This is a genomic window from Legionella bononiensis (assembly GCF_016786215.1).
In the GTDB taxonomy this organism is placed as follows: domain Bacteria; phylum Pseudomonadota; class Gammaproteobacteria; order Legionellales; family Legionellaceae; genus Legionella; species Legionella bononiensis.
The window spans coordinates 200,441-217,592 of record NZ_JADOBG010000023.1; the positions used below are offsets into that span (position 1 = coordinate 200,441).

The window sequence follows — 17,152 nt, forward strand, 5'->3', positions numbered from 1 at the left end:
GGCGTTCTATGAAACCCTTAATTCTACCTTAAACTGTACGTGTTCCTGTCCTGAATACCCAAATCCCAGAGGTTTATTTAAATAGAATTTCCGCCATCATGCATCGAGCACTTCCCCCACCAATCGTTTCAATTGTTTCTATATCAACAGGTACCAATTCTGAAAAGTGTTGCATGGTTTCCAATTGATGTTCATTAAAGTGCTGCTTGGCTTGAGAAGACAGGATTAATAGGCTTTTACCATTACTGTTGAAGAGTTCCAAAACATTACCGCACATGTGTCGGGTTTGTTCATAAGTTATCTCGATTACTGTTTTCCTGGTGATTTTAAAACTATGAAGTAATACCGATTTTTGTAGTGAGTCTTTTATTGATTCCAGACAGACGATAACGTAATTACGGGTAATGCTCAAAATGACGTTAGTATGATAAACGGGATGAAAATGTTCATCAACGCTGTTAAATACTATGGGTTTATAATTCAATATCCCGGCAACTGTATTGACCATGATGGGAGAGGTTCGAGCGGATAAGGCCGCGTAAATCAATTGATTATCACGATCTAAAACCAGACTTCCAGTTCCTTCCAGAATGTTATTCTCATTATTTCTCAGATCAATTAGTTTATTTACTTTAATGTGTGCGTCACTGAATACTTTTGTTAAACCACTGATGTTTACTTCTGCCTGGCGATTCGGAGCAAGCATGGGATAAATCATCAGGATGTTGTTTCCTTCGGCATCAACATGTGTGGAAAACCAGTTATTAGGAAAAACGGCATCGGGTAATAGTTTGTTTTGTTTCAAGATTAATACCTGAATCCCGTGTTCTCTTAAATTGAGTACCATGGCGTTAAATTCATTAAGTGCTTTTATATCGGCATCAATAATATGGGTTTCGGATTGGAACGTATTGCTTGCGGCTGTTTCAGGATTAAACTGAAAGCTTGCAGGAGGAACCATTAATACGGTTGAGCTATTCAACGACATAGAATTTCCTATAAATAAATCGTTTTGATATAGATACTGGCAGGACTAGAAGAAAACTGCAACGTTCATATTATAGTATCAGTATTTTGGAGTTTCTTGCATTACAGGAATTAAGTCACGCAGCATATTGATTAATATGGTAGGATGCGCTGATTTTAGATGGTCATGGAATTTGGGATAAAAAAACGCCTTGTTCATAAAAAGATAAGAATATCTGAAAATGAGCAAGGCGAAAAATAAATGAATTAGACTACTTCAACTTCTTCAGCTTGAGGACCTTTTTGTCCGTTGCTAGCTTTGAACATTACAGTTGCACCTTCAGCAAGAGTTTTGAAACCGCTGCTTTGGATTGCGCTGAAATGCACAAAATAATCTTTACCGCCACTTTCTAGAAAACCGAAACCTTTGGACTCATTAAACCATTTTACTGTACCGCGTATTTTATCTGACATGTTATTTTCCTAAATTGTTACCCAACCATTGTAGCATTATTTTATTAATTGTGCTGTTTTTTTATGAAATATTTTAAATATTTTTTTAATTTAAGGTTATTTGGCATAAAAATCAAGCAAACGTATAAGATTTTATCAAAAAAATCAGTCATTGCTCTGAATTAATAGTTCCTTCGCATGCGAGCGCGTCTGTTCGGTAATCGTCAAGCCTCCAAGCATTCGAGCAATTTCGTCAATTTTGTCAGCTGATTTCAACAGCGTTATGTGTGTTACTGTTTGTTTATTGTCACTTTGCTTCTCTACCAAAAAGTGATTATGTGCTGAGGCTGCAACTTGCGGTTGGTGCGTGACACAGAATACCTGTAATCGCTCGCCCAATTTTCGGAGCATTTTTCCAACCAGTGCGGCGGTTGCTCCACCAATACCTACATCCACCTCATCAAATAACAGCGTTGGAGTAGAGCCTCTTTGTGCCGTGATCATTTGAATAGCCAGACCAATACGGGACAACTCTCCACCAGAAGCAACCTTGCTAAGTACATCAGGCTCCATTCCCGGGTTGGTACATACTTTATATTCAACTTTATCACGGCCATGAACCTGCATCTTTTCCAATGGTGAAATGTCAATTTCAATCCAGCCTTTTGGCATGCCCAGTTGTTGAATGCTTGCTGTTATCTCCTGAGCTAGTTTTTTAGCATGGATTTGCCGTGATTCTGTGAGTTTTAGCGCAGCAACATCATAGGCTTTAGTCAGTTGGCTCAGTTGTAATTGTAAGTGAGCTAATTTGCATTCAGCATTTTGTAAATTATCCAGCTCTATTTGCAGCAAGCGTTCATGTTCCGCTAGTGCATGACTGTCGATGTGGTATTTACGTGCCAGGTGGTGGATGGCACTCATGCGCTCTTCTACTTCATGCAGACGCTGTGGATCCAATTGGACACGTTCACTAAATTGGTGCATTTCATTCAGGGCTTCTTCGCATTGAATCAGTGCGCCGTTAATCAGTTCAAATGAGTTTTTAATCTGCATTTGTTCCTGAGGAAGCAGATTGATCAATTGAAGAATTTGATTCAACCCCGAGCAGATATTCATTTGATCATCACCATTTAGCAGCGTATTTATATGGTGACTGTGTTGTAAATATTCTTTGGCATGATGCAGCATCTGATGTTCTTGATTTAAGGCTTCTATTTCTCCATCCTGAAGATTCAGGGCTGCCAACTCCTCAATCTGGAATTGTAATAATTTGATTCTGTCAGCCTGTTGTTCCTGATTTTGTAACTGGTCAATTTCCAGTTTAATGTGTTGGCACTGTTTGTATAAGCGGGATACTTCGTCCAATAATTTCGGGTGTTTGGAGTATTGATCCAATTGGTGTCTGTGTGTTGGATGTTGCATCAATGCCTGGTGCTGATGTTGGCCATGAATATGTACCAGTTTGTCGCTTAATTCTTTGACCTTCTGCAATGGAAAAGGCTGGCCATTAATATAGGATTTGGAGCGTCCTTCAGCATAAATGATGCGTCTTAAAAAGATTTCGCCTTCATCACAGGTAATATCGTGTTCCGCCATCCATTGGGCTGGTTCTGATAATTTATCAAAAATAAAACCGGCGGTAATATCACATTTTTCCTGGCCAGGGCGAATGACGGAGGCATCACCACGTCCACCTAATGCCAGCATTAAAGCATCTATCATGATGGATTTGCCCGCTCCGGTTTCACCTGTGAAGGCTGTCATGCCTTGTGAAAAATCCAGTTCTAAATGTTTAACAATAGCGAAATGTTCAATGCGCAAGGTTGTGAGCATGATTTATCCCTGATGTTTTGATTCCCATCCAAGTTTACTGCGTAATGTATCATAATAATGGTAATCCAATGGATGTAACAAGCGTAATTGATTGCCATTTTTGTATATTGCCACGCGTTGCCCCGGTTTTACCATTCTTGATTCATGACCATCACAACTAATCCGTAATTCAGTCTCGTTAAACTCGCTAATGTGCAGTTCAATTTTAGCTTCCCCGTCAATAACGAGTGGTCTTGAACTCAAACTATGAGAGAACATGGGTACAAGAACAATTGCATTGAGTTGGGGGTGCATGATAGGGCCTCCGGCGGATAAAGCATAGGCTGTAGATCCGGTAGGAGTGGATAAAATCATGCCATCAGAGCGATAATGGCTTACCAACTGCTGATTGACATAAACATCAAACTCGATCAGATGCGTTTCATTTCCTCGACCCAAAACAACATCGTTTAGAGCATCGCCTTCAAAATAGGTTGTTTCCTGATCATAAATTCGGGTGTGCAGCAAGAAGCGTTTTTCTTCTTCATATTCACCGTTTAACACGGCACCCAGTTGAGATTCTATATCCTGAGGCAATATATCCGTTAAAAAGCCCAGGCGTCCTCGGTTAATTCCTATTACTGGTGTATTCACTTGTATTGCCATACGTGCTGCGGAAAGCAGACTGCCATCACCGCCTACAACAATAATCAGATCATGTTTATCTCCCATATCTTCTCTGGCTAATACGGGTATGTTCATCATAAAACTGGTAGTGGTATCTTTATCCTGATAGATTTTGATGTTTTGATTCGTTAAAAATTCAACCAGCCGGTGCAAGCTTTCGCTCACACCTTGATTGGCTCTATGTTGACGTGCATAGAGTATGACTCGCTTAAATTTTTGTTTCATGTCGTTATTAATCTTCGCTATTAGCAATTCGTGATGCTTTTTTCCTGTCGTGTTCTTTTAAGGATTTTTTACGCAACCGAATTGAGTTGGGTGTCACTTCAACCAGTTCGTCATCATCAATAAACTCAAGAGCCTGCTCCAGGGTTAACTTGATTGGCGGCGTGAGTATGATGTTTTCATCAGTACCTGAGGCACGCATATTGGTTAATTGCTTTTCCTTGGTCACATTCACCACCAAATCATTATCTCTGGCATGAATACCTACGATCATCCCTTCATAACACGTAGCTTGTGGATCCAGAAACAAGCGGCCACGCTCTTGTAAGTTGAAGAGAGCAAAACCACGCGCGGTACCTTGACAATTAGCAATCATGACACCGTTGGTACGTTTGCCGATCCGACCTTTAATGGCGGGTCCGTAATGATCGTAGACGTGATACATCAAACCAGTGCCTGAAGTACACGATAAAAATTCGTTGTGAAAGCCAATCAACCCACGAGTAGGAATAATGTAGTCTAATCGGACTCTTCCTTTTCCATCTGGAACCATATTTTGCATATCACCGCGACGTTCTCCCAGTTTTTCCATTATGGTGCCCTGGTGGTTTTCTTCTACGTCGACAGTCAGGCGCTCGTAGGGTTCTTGCAGTTCACCGTCTACTTCCTTGATAATAACTTCAGGTTTACTGATTGCTAATTCATAACCTTCACGGCGCATGTTTTCAATCAGAATGGATAAATGCAACTCTCCTCGTCCAGATACTCTGAATTTATCAGGATCTTCGCAATCTTCAACGCGCAGAGCAACATTATGTAATAATTCGGTATCCAGGCGTTCGCGAATTTTCCGCGAAGTTACAAATTTACCTTCTTGTCCAGCAAATGGAGAGTCATTAACCTGGAAGGTCATACTAATGGTGGGCTCATCAACCAATAATGCAGGTAAGGCTTCGACTGTATTGGGATCGCAAATCGTATCGGAGATGTTAAGATTTTCAATACCGGTTATGGCAATGATATTTCCTGCACCGGCCTCTTCGATTTCAACTCGCTCCAGTCCTTTAAAACCAAGTAATTGTAATAAGCGGCCACTACGCATATTGCCGTCTTTATCAATTATTTTTACGGGAGATTTTGCTTTAATTTGTCCTCTGGTGACTCGTCCAATTCCTATGGTGCCTACATAAGTAGAATAAGCCAGGGAACTGATTTGCATTTGGAACGGGCCATTGGGATCGACTTCAGGAGGTGCCACTTTATCAATAATAGTTTGCAGCAACGCGGACATATCCGTAGCTTCATCTTCCAAATTGAGTTTGGCATAGCCATTAAGAGCAGAAGCATAGACCACAGGGAAATCCAGCTGAGTATCATTGGCTCCAAGATTATCAAATAAATCAAATACTTGATCCATTACCCAATCTGGTCGTGCACCTGGTCTGTCAATTTTATTGATGACTACAATAGGATTCAAACCTCTGGCAAACGCTTTTTGAGTCACAAATCGGGTTTGCGGCATAGGACCATCAACCGCATCGACTAATAAAAGTACGCTGTCAACCATAGAGAGAATACGCTCAACTTCGCCACCAAAATCAGCATGTCCCGGGGTATCAACGATATTAATTTGGTAGCCTTTCCAATAAACGCAGGTATTTTTGGCAAGAATAGTAATTCCACGTTCTTTTTCAAGCGCATTGGAGTCCATTACTCGCTCTACCTTGGGTGCTCTTTCATTTAAAGTACCTGTTTGCTGGAGTAGTTTGTCTACAAGAGTTGTTTTGCCATGGTCAACGTGTGCGATAATGGCAATATTGCGAATCTGTTCAATCATAAATAACCTTTAGTTGGGAATAGCTGGAATTAATGTTAAGGCAAAAGCTGAGCATTTGTTCATAGTTTCAACATTATACACGAATTGCTGACTGAATCCTATCCGATGCTGGGGGTAAATTATATTTCTTTAACTAGAGTGTGTTGACAGTTCATCAAATTATTCCCAACGTCCCGCGACGTGTTCGTGGGAGCCAGAGATTCAGAATCAATAACGAACATAATGTATTCATCACGATCGAACTGGATCCCGCGAACACGTCGCGGGACGTCGAAATCAGAAATATTAACCCACCCTAGTTCAGTTATGCCAAAAAATTATGTTGAAGAAGAAAAAACATTTAAATAGAATGAATTGAGTTTTTTGTGTAGTAACTTTTCAATAACCAAGGGAATTTGGTTATCTTGAACGCAGAGCTGTCTCTTGGCTACGCCTCGCGGATTTTCCGTGAGACGCCAGAATGCAGAACTGGTTTGGGATTTAGAAGATGTGGAGAGGATTCAGCGCTACGTTTGGGATGATTTTTCTCGTAGATATTGAGAGGTTGCTTTTTTTAAGGCTTTAATATGAATAACTTTAAAGGATTTAAAGTTGTATTAATGATGTTATTTTTAATACAAGGACGTGCTTTTTCTAGCCCATTGCCCGCTGTTTGTGATTCCAGTATAGAAAATCCCTGCATAGTGCAAGACAGTAAGACCCAGTACTCTTCTGTTGAATGGTTGCGGGATGTCGCTACAATTGCCGATGCTTATAACGGCAATGTTCTGGGCATTCATGACCTCTATTTATCTGGAAGTGAAGAGCCTAGTGAAAAGGGATGGCGGATTATTGCGGAATACATCGCAATGCGTCGGCCTAAAAATGGAAAGCCGGTGGTCGTTCTGGATTTAAGACAGGAAAGTCATGGCTATCTTAATGGAAGAGCGATTACCCTCGTTAGTAATTATAACTGGTTGAATCTTGGGAAAACCAACGCCCAAAGCGTGATGGATCAGGAAAATTGGCTGGCTTCTTTACGATTTAGAAAATCCATTCCTGGAATTTTAACAGTACCTCAATACCGACAGAAACAATATTTCAATGGGAAATCAATGGCTGTCGGTACGGTCCGAAATGAAGAATATTATGTCACTAAATGGGGGTTTGAATACCACCGATTGTTCATAACCGATCATCGTGCTCCACTTGATTCAGAGGTAGATGCATTTTTGAGCTTGGTTCGTAGTAAACCTAAAAAAACATGGTTCCATGTCCATTGTCGTGGTGGCAAGGGACGTACTTCAACAGTCCTGGCGATGTTTGATATGCTGAGAAACGCGGATAAAGTCAGTTTCGAAGACATTATAGCGCGTCAGGCCTCAATTTCTCCATATTATAATCTTTTGGAAATTTATCGAGGGGATCCCGAGTTAACTCCTTATTATATAAAGAGAATAGCGTTCCTCAAGCAATTTTATGAGTATTCTCGCCAGTCCTTATTGGGATATTCTGGAACATGGTCTGAATGGATCGCATTGAATAATCCCAATTGAGTTTTGAAACGCTTTGATTTTAAATGACGCAGGCGGGGTGCACAATTCTATTGCAGTCAAGCTAAGGAGAAAATTAAGCCCGGATGAAGCACAGCGAAATCTGGGAAGCCTATGCGCAGCATGGTACCTTTTTAATCGGTGCCCGCTTCGCGGGGCTGAACCGTAACCCTCATCCCTAACCCTTCTCCCTTAAAAAGGGAGAAGGGATCAGTTGAGTATAAACCGGGATAATAGGTAACACTGAAAGCCAGTTGCTACGCTTGCTTTAAATACAAAAATTCCTTAGATTGACAATTATGGGTATACAATCCCACCTTGCAACAGTCAAAATTGTGACAATGCTCTGTCATTTTTTTATCGCCGATAAAATATCAACACGTAACAAGTGTTTACAACATATTAACCATTTATTGAGTGATATCACTGATATTTTGGTACAAGCTTTGCTAGACTAATAATAGGAAGTAAAAAAAGGGGGAGTTTATGAAGCAACTAATTTTACATCCCACCGATATTAGTCAATGGCATGCTCTGGTCAATGAGGCACAAGCAGCTACACGATTAATTTTGAACGAAAATACGGAAAGTTATTTGGTATTTTTATTGATGCGCTTTTCCCAAGGTCCAAAATTGATTGAATCTGTTGTGGCTCTGGATTTCCTTGATTCCATGCGTAAACCACGACAGTTGCAATTAGAACTATTACGTGATGTTGGTGATAAGAGCCTGTTATTTTGTGGTCTTTTCCCGGGAATTGCGGAAAGACGTCATGTCAGCCTGAGTTACTTTTCGGATATGGGTCAAGCTGCTTATTTAACTGCGGGTGAATTGCAAGATAGCGAGTCAGCCGATTTATATTTTCAGTTAAGCGCGCAATTTATCACCTTACAACAAATCTTACAGGCTATGCGGGGAGAGTACGTGCAATTTAGCCAAACGGACAAAGGCATCTTATCTTCTATTGATTTAACGCTGCAATAATCATTCAAATAAAAAATACAGTCACAAAAGACTGTGAGGCTTAATGCCTCACAGTTCTGTATTATGCGAATCTGTAGGTGAATACTCCCACAATTCCATGATCCTGGACGTTATTCGCCACTTCACCCATGTAACCCAGTTTAAAAGTATAGCTACCCAGGACATTCTGAAACCAAAGTGCGGCATCAATTAACAGGGCATTTTCGGCAATAGGCACCCCATTAATTCCAAAGGGGATACCGCCGCTTTGAAAATTAAAAAAGGCCAGCGGATTTACTTCGCTATAGGCATGCTGCCAACCCAGCAATAGTTTCTCAAAAACATCGGTATCTCCAGTAGAAGTGAGTTTACCTGCTTCTCTTAAACCTAAAGTAGAATAAAATATATTTTGCGAACCACTGCCGCTTAGAGCCGCGCTACCGGTTTGCTCTAAAAACCGGCCTGAGCTGGCATCAACGTTGGCAACGCCAACAAATGGTTCAAATTCCATACCGCTGTAGATCACAGGGTAACCCAATTCAGCAAAAGCTTGTGACGTGCTTCCATTATTGTTTGAATGAAGGGTATTAAAAAAACCTGGAAAAGAAACCGTACGATTAATCCCGATGTCATGCCAGGTGTATGCGCCCCCTGCTTTTACATTTACGGGCCCTAAAAGAGCGCCGCCATAAAGAGCCGCATAATAGTTGGTGCTGCTACCTGAAGAACTGCGTGCATTGACATCAAATTTTGAATTACCAAAACCCGTCATTAAACCCAGACGAAAAGAGGTACCTAACAGAGTGTCCGCTCCTGCAAAAAATCCGCTGGTTGATCGATCGACTTGCGCCGCATTGCGATTACCTTCAAGATTACCCCAGGCTCCAAATCCTTGTCCCCAGACTGTAACTCCTGAATTGGGATTAAAATTGATTTCGCGTACATTATAAGGATTGTTGACTAGTTGACTGAATGATTGACTGATTCGGTTGGTAATGGCACTTCTCACGTAACGACTGTCTTCCACAAAGACCGCCAGAGCAGAAGCATGAATTTCACCTGAAAGTGCATCAAATGCCTGCGGCGCTAAAGCGAGATCAGGAAGATTACTGATTGCGTCATAGACTGGATTTCCTGATCCCAGGCTTTCAGTTGCAATAGCCGTATTGATTTGGTTTTTAGTATATGCTCCTGCTGTGAATGGAATGGCTGTGCGGTAAATATCGAGATAAACATGGTTTGCATCATAATTCAGTGCCAGGCCTAAAAAAGGATAGCTTTGCGCCAGTAAGGTAGAATAGACCCCATTGACGCCACCCGTTGCTGTCAAAATGGTATAACGTGTACCGGCCTGATAAGTTCCTGGCTCTCTGATGACCTGGATTGTGGAACCACCTATCGCTGCGGTGCCATTGGCAAAAATTCTATCAGATTGTCCTGAGGCGTTGATTTCGACTTCATATATGGAACCAGGTACCTGGGTATAATTCCCGACCGTTAAGGTGCCAATTGAATTGCCAGGGGCTATTACCCCGCGAACTGTGGTATTTCCCAGAACTCCTGTGCCTTGTAATCGTCCACCTCGTAACACGTCCATGTCGCCAAGCAGAATTCCATTGACTTGCAATGTACCCGCCTCAACAAAACTGGTTCCAGTAAATGTCGTACTGGTACCATTCAGGGTCAGCATGCCTTGACCTTGTTTGATAAAATCACCGGTGCCTTCAATAGACCCGGAAAAAATGGAAGAATTAGTGCTGTTAACGTACAGTGTGTTTGCACCGAGAGTGACCTTACTGCCATTTACACCTGATAAATCTCTGATTGATTGATTACCACCGGCGCTGATATCAAAAATTGCGGTTGAACCCGTTAAATTGACGCCAGAACTCGCTGCTATAGAACCTCCTGCTCCAATTGCCAGAGTTCCATTGGTTATAATGGTATTACCCGTATAAAGTTGTGCTCCGGAGAGTGTAAGAATACCAGTTCCTAATTTATTCAAAAATCCAGTTCCGGATAACACGTTGGTAGTACCAATATTAAATCCATTGGAGTCTATGAACAGGCCATTGCTGCCAATTTGTAAATCTCCAGCAGCGAATTGTGATATAAACGTGTTGGTTGACGTATTGGCACGTAAAATCCCTCCATTAAACAGAACGCTGGCGCTGCCTGTTCCTTTATTTATGTTCCGTGTTTCTAAAATCCCGCCACTTAAAACACTTAATATTCCTGTTGCAGTATTGTTTTGCCCCAGCACCATCCCGGTAACGGCCTGAACATAGGCTCCATTTGAAATGGTTAAACTGCCATTGCCATTAAAACCCAGAAAGATGTCAGCTGTAAGCCATTGTGAGCCTGCGCCGTCCACTGTGGCGATACCTGAACTGTTTACTGCACTACCTATAGTAGTAGATTGGTTGGATACAATACCCCCATTAACAATATTGAGTATTGCGTTGCCAGCAAAGCCAACATCCAAATTATTAGAATTAATCCAGGTACCATTATCAACCAGAACGAAGCCGCTTGAGCCAGCTAGAGATCCAATCGTAGCTCTATTAACCAATACAGTACCTTGATTTTGTATGGTGAGGGAGCCCGCGCCGGCATCTCCAATATTAATAAAATCTGTAGAGTTCCAGATACTTCCTGTGCCATCGACCAGAACAGAACTGTTATCACCATTTGCCTGACCTATGTTGCTACCTCCAGTAGAGGTTAAACTTCCACCATTCACTATACTTAAAGCTCCTGTGCCATTAAGTGTTAAAGATTTTATTGTAGCTGGTAGTTGAGTTATAACCGGTGCTGTGGCGGTTGTCGCAATAGTGACGTCATCCGCCGCAGTGGGTGGTACCCCACCACTCCAATTATTTCCATTAAACCAATCTGAATCACTAGTTCCATTCCATGTTATTGCGGCAAACTGAGGGTTTAAAGACAGATTTTGGTAAACAGGATCATTCTTTATAAGGGGAGTAAGTGTTTTATATTCTGATATGGTGGACAGTTTGTCTGTATATAAATTCTGAAAATTAAATTCGGTACTGGCATTGAGTGAAAAAGAGGTGCTGGTAAGCAGCGTAAGAAGAACTTTCCTGGTTATGACGTTCATTTAAAATCCCTTTATACTTCTACAAAACAAAGCAGTTTATATAGAACCATAAAAAAATCAACATATTAAGGTGTGTAGACAGTTCCTCAAATGATTTCCAACGTCCCGCGATGTGTTCGTGAACGATCTTCACGCTTTAAAAATGCCTATTGATTAATCCTATTATGCACTGTGTATAGTATTGTGATCCTCGCGAAAGGGGGGATCCATTAAGCAAGCACAATCAGGTGCTAATTTGATGCATGGATTCCCTCCTTCGCGGGAATGACGCAAATTTTACTCAGATGAGTTTCCTATAAATCAGTTGAGTAATATTATGACAGGATTTCACAGCGTTTTCGCGAGGATGACGTATAAAAAGGAACTCTCAAGAGCACGTCGTGGAACGTCGAAATTGGTATTGTCACGATACCTTAATACATCTGAGTACACAATTGGGTCATCCCCGCGAGTAGATGAGTTCGCGAGGGTGACTGACGTTATTTGTCTTATAGAGGAGAAATCATAGAACCACGTACTTGAATGATGAAGCCATTCAATTAATTAATGAAACAGCATGGCAATGTCTATGGAATCAAAGGTATATTTCTGATTACAGAAATCACAACTGATTTCAATAACTCCTTGCTCTTGCAATAATGCCTCGGCATCTTCTTTGCCCAGAGTAGTAATTACTTGTTTCATCTTTTCTTTATTGCATCGACATTGAAAACGGGTAGGACGGGTTTCAAATAATCGGAGTTCGGTTTCATTATAGAGCCGGTAGAGCAGGGTTGGATTATCCAGAGTCAATAATTCTTCCTCACTGACCGTTTGTCCCAGTTGTACGGCATATTCCCAAAATTGCTCTCGTTGCAGGGTGTCTTGTCCTGGCATGAGTTGCAGTAACATTCCGGCAGCCATCTCATCATTGACTGCCAACCAGACCCGAGTTGCCACCTGTTCGGATTGAGCAAAATAGGTCATCAGATTTTCACTCATTGAAGTGGCCTGAATGGGAACCATACTTTGGTATACTTGAGTTTGATTGTTTTGGGAAATGGTGAGAACCATTTGGCCTTGCAAAAATGCGGTTGCGTACTCGATAATTTCAAGATCTTCGGTACATTTGGCAAACGCTCTAATGTTTAATTGATGATCACACTGCACAAGCAACAAAGGCAATCGATGGTCGCCCTGAAACTGTAAATTCAAACTTCCTTCAAATTTAATGCTGCTGGCTAACAGCAGGCATGAAACAATGGCTTCACCCAGTAAATTTTTAACCATGGGCGGATAATTACGTTGATTCATTATTGTTTGAAATGTTTTTTCAATATGGACAATTTCGCCACGAATGTTGGCATGTTCAAAAATAAATCGTTGTAATGTATCTGGTTCTTTCATCGGAAAAGCTCGTTACATAAAATTGCCTATTATATCATAATATAGGCAGATTATTCATACCTAATCCCTTCGTTAAACAAACAGACGCAAACAAACCTAGCCGCGACCGTCAGGAAGCGGAACAGTTAGAAGGTAATACCGAACGCCCGGTTTTTATTTTCAAATACAGCCATTGGTAAGCCTTGTTCATTAACAACATACTGTATCGTAGATTCAATTTCTGATTCGTTCCATAGATATCGTGTACTGCCGTGTCGTGTCCATCGATTTACTCTATCATGATCCAACTTTGCTTCATTTAAATGTCGAGAAGCATATGATTTTATTGTATTCATAATATGTTCTGGTTGTCGTATAGCATGAATAACTAGATGCACATGATTGGATCGAACATGAGCAGCCAACAGTATCCATTGACGATGTCTGCATACCGCCATGATAGACTGTAAAACAATCTCACGCCTTGATTCATCAAGAACGTAAGGAGTCTCTGACATCTGTTTTTTTACTAAATGTGCCCGCTTGTAATTAAAAGACAAAAAATCAGTTCCGGGGGTATTATGGAGGCGGTCAACAGAGGTTGATTTTTCTCCATGTAACCATGTCCCATAACAACTAAATGTAATAAAATATGCAGGAGGGATTGCTGTTTCCGGCAACATAATTTCACCATTTTCCTTTTGGCTTATGGACTTGTATCTTGTTGTATATGATACCCAATTAATTGGTGATAGGCATCTGATTTTTAAAACATGTAATAAAGGGTATTGAGTGCGAAATAGTGTAATCGAAACCCGGCTCTCAAATCCATAAAGTACCATCATTGAACTGTTCCGCTTCCTGACGGTCGCGGCTCGGTTTTTTTGTACTTCTTTAAATTTATTTTTGGGGTTTTTCGTCAGTCGTGTCCATGTTAGGATGAGTGTGTTGATTGTGCAGGGAACGGATAATTAAAGGTAAAATCCAGGGTTATTCGATATAAGCCATTAGTTTATCAATAAGAGTATGATCATCGGTGAACTGTTGTTAATTTTGATTGAACAACATACATATTGGACACAGGAGATGGAATGGAAGCAAGTTATTTGTTAGTGCTCGGTTTTTGTACCTGGACAATGGTTCTGTTGTTATCGATTGGCGCTTATCGAATTGGGTTAACGCTTCTTGGAAAAAGAAGAGCGAACGCTTTTAGGTCATCCAGTGAAGACGGTCATACCTTTCCTCATCGGCTTGGGCGGGCTCATGCCAATTGTTGCGAAAATCTGCCCATATTATTAGGTGTGATTGTGTATGCTTTTATGACGGGGCATATTGCCATAACCAATACCTTCGCTTTGATTTTTTTAGGTTTGAGAATGGGGCAATCCATCACTCACATCGCCTCGGTAAGTATCAAAGCAGTCATGCTTCGATTTACTTTATTTGCTGGTCAGTGTGCCATATTAATTTATTGGTTGGTTTGCTTGTGGACGGCTTGATTTTTTTATATAAGAAGGCCTGAAATTATTTTTGATTATTTCCTGGAAATCCGGTGGTCTTGATCTATTCTTAAAAAACCCCCTAAATAAACCTGAGGAGTAATCATGAAAAATAACAGCATTCTCATGCCTCTTTTTAAAACAATTGATAAAATTCTGTTTGGAATTACCGAGATTAATGAAATCGAAAAAGTGGATGAATTTATTGACTCGGATAATGAAGAAGAGTTCGATGTGGAACGATCCAGTAATTAAATGTTGATTAGAAAAGATAGGGTAAGCGATAATGCCCTTTTTTTGAACGAGATCAAAGTATGTTGAATAGCCAACAAATGGCTGCAGTACATTATATAGATGGGCCTTTGTTGGTTCTTGCTGGAGCTGGAAGCGGTAAGACACGAGTTATTACTCAAAAAATTGGCTATTTAATAAATACCTGCGGTTACGCCGCCAAATCAGTCTGTGCAGTAACGTTTACTAATAAAGCAGCTAATGAAATGCGCGCCCGTGTTGCTACGGTCCTGCCTTCATCAAGCCGTCGTGGGTTGAAAGTCGCAACGTTTCATACTTTGGGTTTAAGTATGATAAAACGTGATGCCGCTTTATGTGAGTTAAAAAAAGGATTTTCTATTTTTGACAGTGAGGATTGTCTGCAGGTTTTACGTCATTTTCTTTCTGCTAATAAAGCGAATGAACGGGATTACATTATGCAAATTCAGCAGCAAATTTCGCGATGGAAAAATGATTTGTTAAGTCCTGAATCGGTTTTAAATCGTCCTCTGGATACGCCAATCCAGGCAGAAGCATCATTGATTTATCCTCGGTATCAACAGGCATTAAAATCTTATAATGCCGTCGACTTTGATGATTTGATTCGCTTGCCGGTCAGTTTGTTAACAGATCATCCAGAAGTATTGGAGTATTGGCAAAATAAAATCCGACATTTATTGGTTGATGAATATCAGGATTCAAATACTAGCCAGTATTTATTAGTTAAAAAACTGGTTGGTGTTCGAGCCCATTTTACTGTGGTTGGGGATGATGATCAGTCCATCTATGCATGGCGTGGCGCTAAACCTGAAAATTTAGAGCAGTTACAACGCGATTACCCACAACTCAAAATCATTAAACTGGAACAAAATTATCGGTCGACCAGTCGTATTTTGCATACCGCAAATCATTTAATCGCTCATAATCAACATTTATTCGAAAAGAAACTGTGGAGTGAATTGGGTCATGGCGAATTACTCAGAGTCATCAGCTGTAGGGACGAGCAAGATGAAGCGGAGCATGTGGTTGCTGATTTAATCAGTCATAAAATGCGTTCACGGACTAATTACGGTGATTATGCCATCTTATATCGAGGAAACCATCAATCACGAGTCTTTGAAAAAGTATTACGTAATTATGGAATCCCTTATCACATCAGTGGCGGGCAATCCTGGTTTGCCAAGGCAGAGGTAAAAGATGTATTTGCTTATTTAAAATTACTTTGTAATGAGGCGGATGATGCAGCTTTTTTGCGGGTGATCAATACGCCCAAACGCGGTATTGGTGATACCACTCTTGATGCGCTGGGACGTTATGCTCAATCAAGGGGCTTGAGCTTATATGCAGGTGCTGATCATCTGGCGTTAAGTGAGCATATTGCAGAAAAACCCAGAGCCGCTTTACAGACTTTTAAAGCATGGATAGACCAGATTAAGGGGCGATTGTCTTCTGGATCAGCTCTTGAGCATTTAAGGCAAATGGTTGAGGACAGCGGATATGAAGCTCATATTTATGAGCAAAGTGATACTCCTGCCAAAGCACAAAAAAGAATGGATAATGTATGGGAATTGCTTGAATGGGTAGGTAGATTATTGGCCAAGGATCCTGAAAAGACGTTAGCTGATGTTGTGAATAAATTAATATTAATCGATATCCTGGAACAGTCAGATGAGCAGGATCAGGATACCCTTCAATTGATGACCTTACATGCTTCAAAAGGTTTGGAGTTTCCTTATGTATATCTGGTGGGTATGGAGGAAGAACTTTTACCGCACAGAGTCAGTATTGATGATGACCAGATAGAAGAAGAGCGACGCTTAGCTTATGTTGGCATTACACGCGCGCAAAAGGGTCTTTGTTTTACTCTTGCCAAACAACGACGTCGAGCCGGTGAACTTCAAGATTGCATTCCCAGTCGCTTTTTGGATGAGTTGCCGCCGGATAATCTTGAATGGTTTGGTAAAGGTGGCGAGCGCTGTGAAGAGAAATCTAAAAATATTGCTAAATCTCATTTAGCCGGTTTAAAAAGTATGCTGACTTGAAGGGGACTGTGTAGAGGGGTGTTGGGATGCTGGGCTGAAGGCTGTTGCTATTTAGTGAACTAATTTCGTAAATTCGTCATCCCCTCATCCCAAGCAGCGCAAGATATCTCCATTCAAAGGTTATCGAGATCTCACTAGAATGGCCTTCTCCCTCAGGGAGAAGGTGCCGACAGGCGGATGAGGGGATCAAACATCATTCATAAATTAGTTATAGATAACATCTATGACTAAATTAAATTGCTGACGTACTTCATTTTAATGGTTTTAAGATCCCCTCATCCGCCTGTTGGCACCTTCTCCCTGAGGGAGAAGGCCATTCTAGCGAGATCTCGCTAGAATTTGATATGAAACATGGAGCATTGTGTCAAGAAACTCCTAAAGCT

13 protein-coding genes are annotated in these 17,152 nt (G+C 40.9%); 5 read left to right on the top strand and 8 right to left on the bottom strand.

The window, feature by feature from the left end:
* Positions 1 to 73: 73 nt before the first annotated feature.
* The 5 genes from IZU94_RS17630 to typA all read right to left on the bottom strand — a co-directional run bounded on the left by IZU94_RS17630 (position 74) and on the right by typA (position 5,977).
* Entirely contained in the window at positions 74 to 988 is a 915-nt protein-coding gene (locus IZU94_RS17630) for an arginine deiminase-related protein (RefSeq protein ID WP_238400586.1), read from the bottom strand.
* Between the two features lie 245 nt (positions 989 to 1,233).
* Positions 1,234 to 1,440 carry a cold-shock protein gene (locus IZU94_RS17635; RefSeq protein WP_028382754.1) on the bottom strand — a complete coding sequence of 69 codons (207 nt, stop codon included), beginning with the start codon at positions 1,438 to 1,440 and terminating at the stop codon, positions 1,234 to 1,236.
* A gap of 144 nt (positions 1,441 to 1,584) precedes the next feature.
* Positions 1,585 to 3,252, bottom strand: a complete 1,668-nt coding sequence (gene recN, locus IZU94_RS17640; RefSeq protein ID WP_203113760.1) for a DNA repair protein RecN — start codon at positions 3,250 to 3,252, stop codon at positions 1,585 to 1,587.
* 3 nt (positions 3,253 to 3,255) lie between these two features.
* Complete coding sequence (locus IZU94_RS17645; RefSeq protein ID WP_203113761.1) at positions 3,256 to 4,143, bottom strand: NAD(+) kinase; 888 nt, start codon at positions 4,141 to 4,143, stop codon at positions 3,256 to 3,258.
* 7 nt (positions 4,144 to 4,150) lie between these two features.
* Positions 4,151 to 5,977, bottom strand: coding sequence for a translational GTPase TypA (gene typA, locus IZU94_RS17650; protein WP_203113762.1), 1,827 nt, complete (start codon positions 5,975 to 5,977; stop codon positions 4,151 to 4,153).
* Positions 5,978 to 6,543: 566 nt separating this feature from the next.
* On the opposite strand from typA, the gene IZU94_RS17655 reads away from it, so the two are divergent.
* Together IZU94_RS17655 and IZU94_RS17660 are read left to right on the top strand one after the other, a co-directional pair.
* Positions 6,544 to 7,512, top strand: a complete 969-nt coding sequence (locus IZU94_RS17655; protein WP_203113763.1) for a phosphatase domain-containing protein — start codon at positions 6,544 to 6,546, stop codon at positions 7,510 to 7,512.
* Positions 7,513 to 7,995: 483 nt separating this feature from the next.
* Positions 7,996 to 8,493: a hypothetical protein gene (locus IZU94_RS17660; protein WP_203113764.1), complete on the top strand. Its 498-nt coding sequence runs from the start codon at positions 7,996 to 7,998 to the stop codon at positions 8,491 to 8,493.
* 61 nt (positions 8,494 to 8,554) lie between these two features.
* Here the strand turns inward: IZU94_RS17660 and IZU94_RS17665 are convergent, their stop codons facing one another.
* The 3 genes from IZU94_RS17665 to IZU94_RS17675 form a co-directional block, all read right to left on the bottom strand.
* On the bottom strand, positions 8,555 to 11,593 hold the full coding sequence (locus tag IZU94_RS17665; RefSeq protein ID WP_203113765.1) for an autotransporter outer membrane beta-barrel domain-containing protein: 3,039 nt from the start codon (positions 11,591 to 11,593) through the stop codon (positions 8,555 to 8,557).
* A 543-nt stretch (positions 11,594 to 12,136) separates the two neighbouring features.
* Positions 12,137 to 12,979, bottom strand: a complete 843-nt coding sequence (gene hslO, locus IZU94_RS17670) for an Hsp33 family molecular chaperone HslO (RefSeq protein ID WP_203113766.1) — start codon at positions 12,977 to 12,979, stop codon at positions 12,137 to 12,139.
* Between the two features lie 125 nt (positions 12,980 to 13,104).
* Positions 13,105 to 13,641: a transposase gene (locus IZU94_RS17675; protein ID WP_203113767.1), complete on the bottom strand. Its 537-nt coding sequence runs from the start codon at positions 13,639 to 13,641 to the stop codon at positions 13,105 to 13,107.
* Between the two features lie 408 nt (positions 13,642 to 14,049).
* On the opposite strand from IZU94_RS17675, the gene IZU94_RS17680 reads away from it, so the two are divergent.
* The 3 genes from IZU94_RS17680 to IZU94_RS17690 all read left to right on the top strand — a co-directional run bounded on the left by IZU94_RS17680 (position 14,050) and on the right by IZU94_RS17690 (position 16,769).
* Positions 14,050 to 14,457, top strand: coding sequence for an MAPEG family protein (locus tag IZU94_RS17680; protein ID WP_203113768.1), 408 nt, complete (start codon positions 14,050 to 14,052; stop codon positions 14,455 to 14,457).
* 105 nt (positions 14,458 to 14,562) lie between these two features.
* Positions 14,563 to 14,712 carry a hypothetical protein gene (locus IZU94_RS17685; protein ID WP_203113769.1) on the top strand — a complete coding sequence of 50 codons (150 nt, stop codon included), beginning with the start codon at positions 14,563 to 14,565 and terminating at the stop codon, positions 14,710 to 14,712.
* Positions 14,713 to 14,771: 59 nt separating this feature from the next.
* Positions 14,772 to 16,769 (top strand): UvrD-helicase domain-containing protein, encoded by a 1,998-nt coding sequence (locus IZU94_RS17690; protein ID WP_203113770.1) that lies wholly within the window; start codon positions 14,772 to 14,774, stop codon positions 16,767 to 16,769.
* The last annotated feature ends 383 nt before the right edge of the window (positions 16,770 to 17,152 follow it).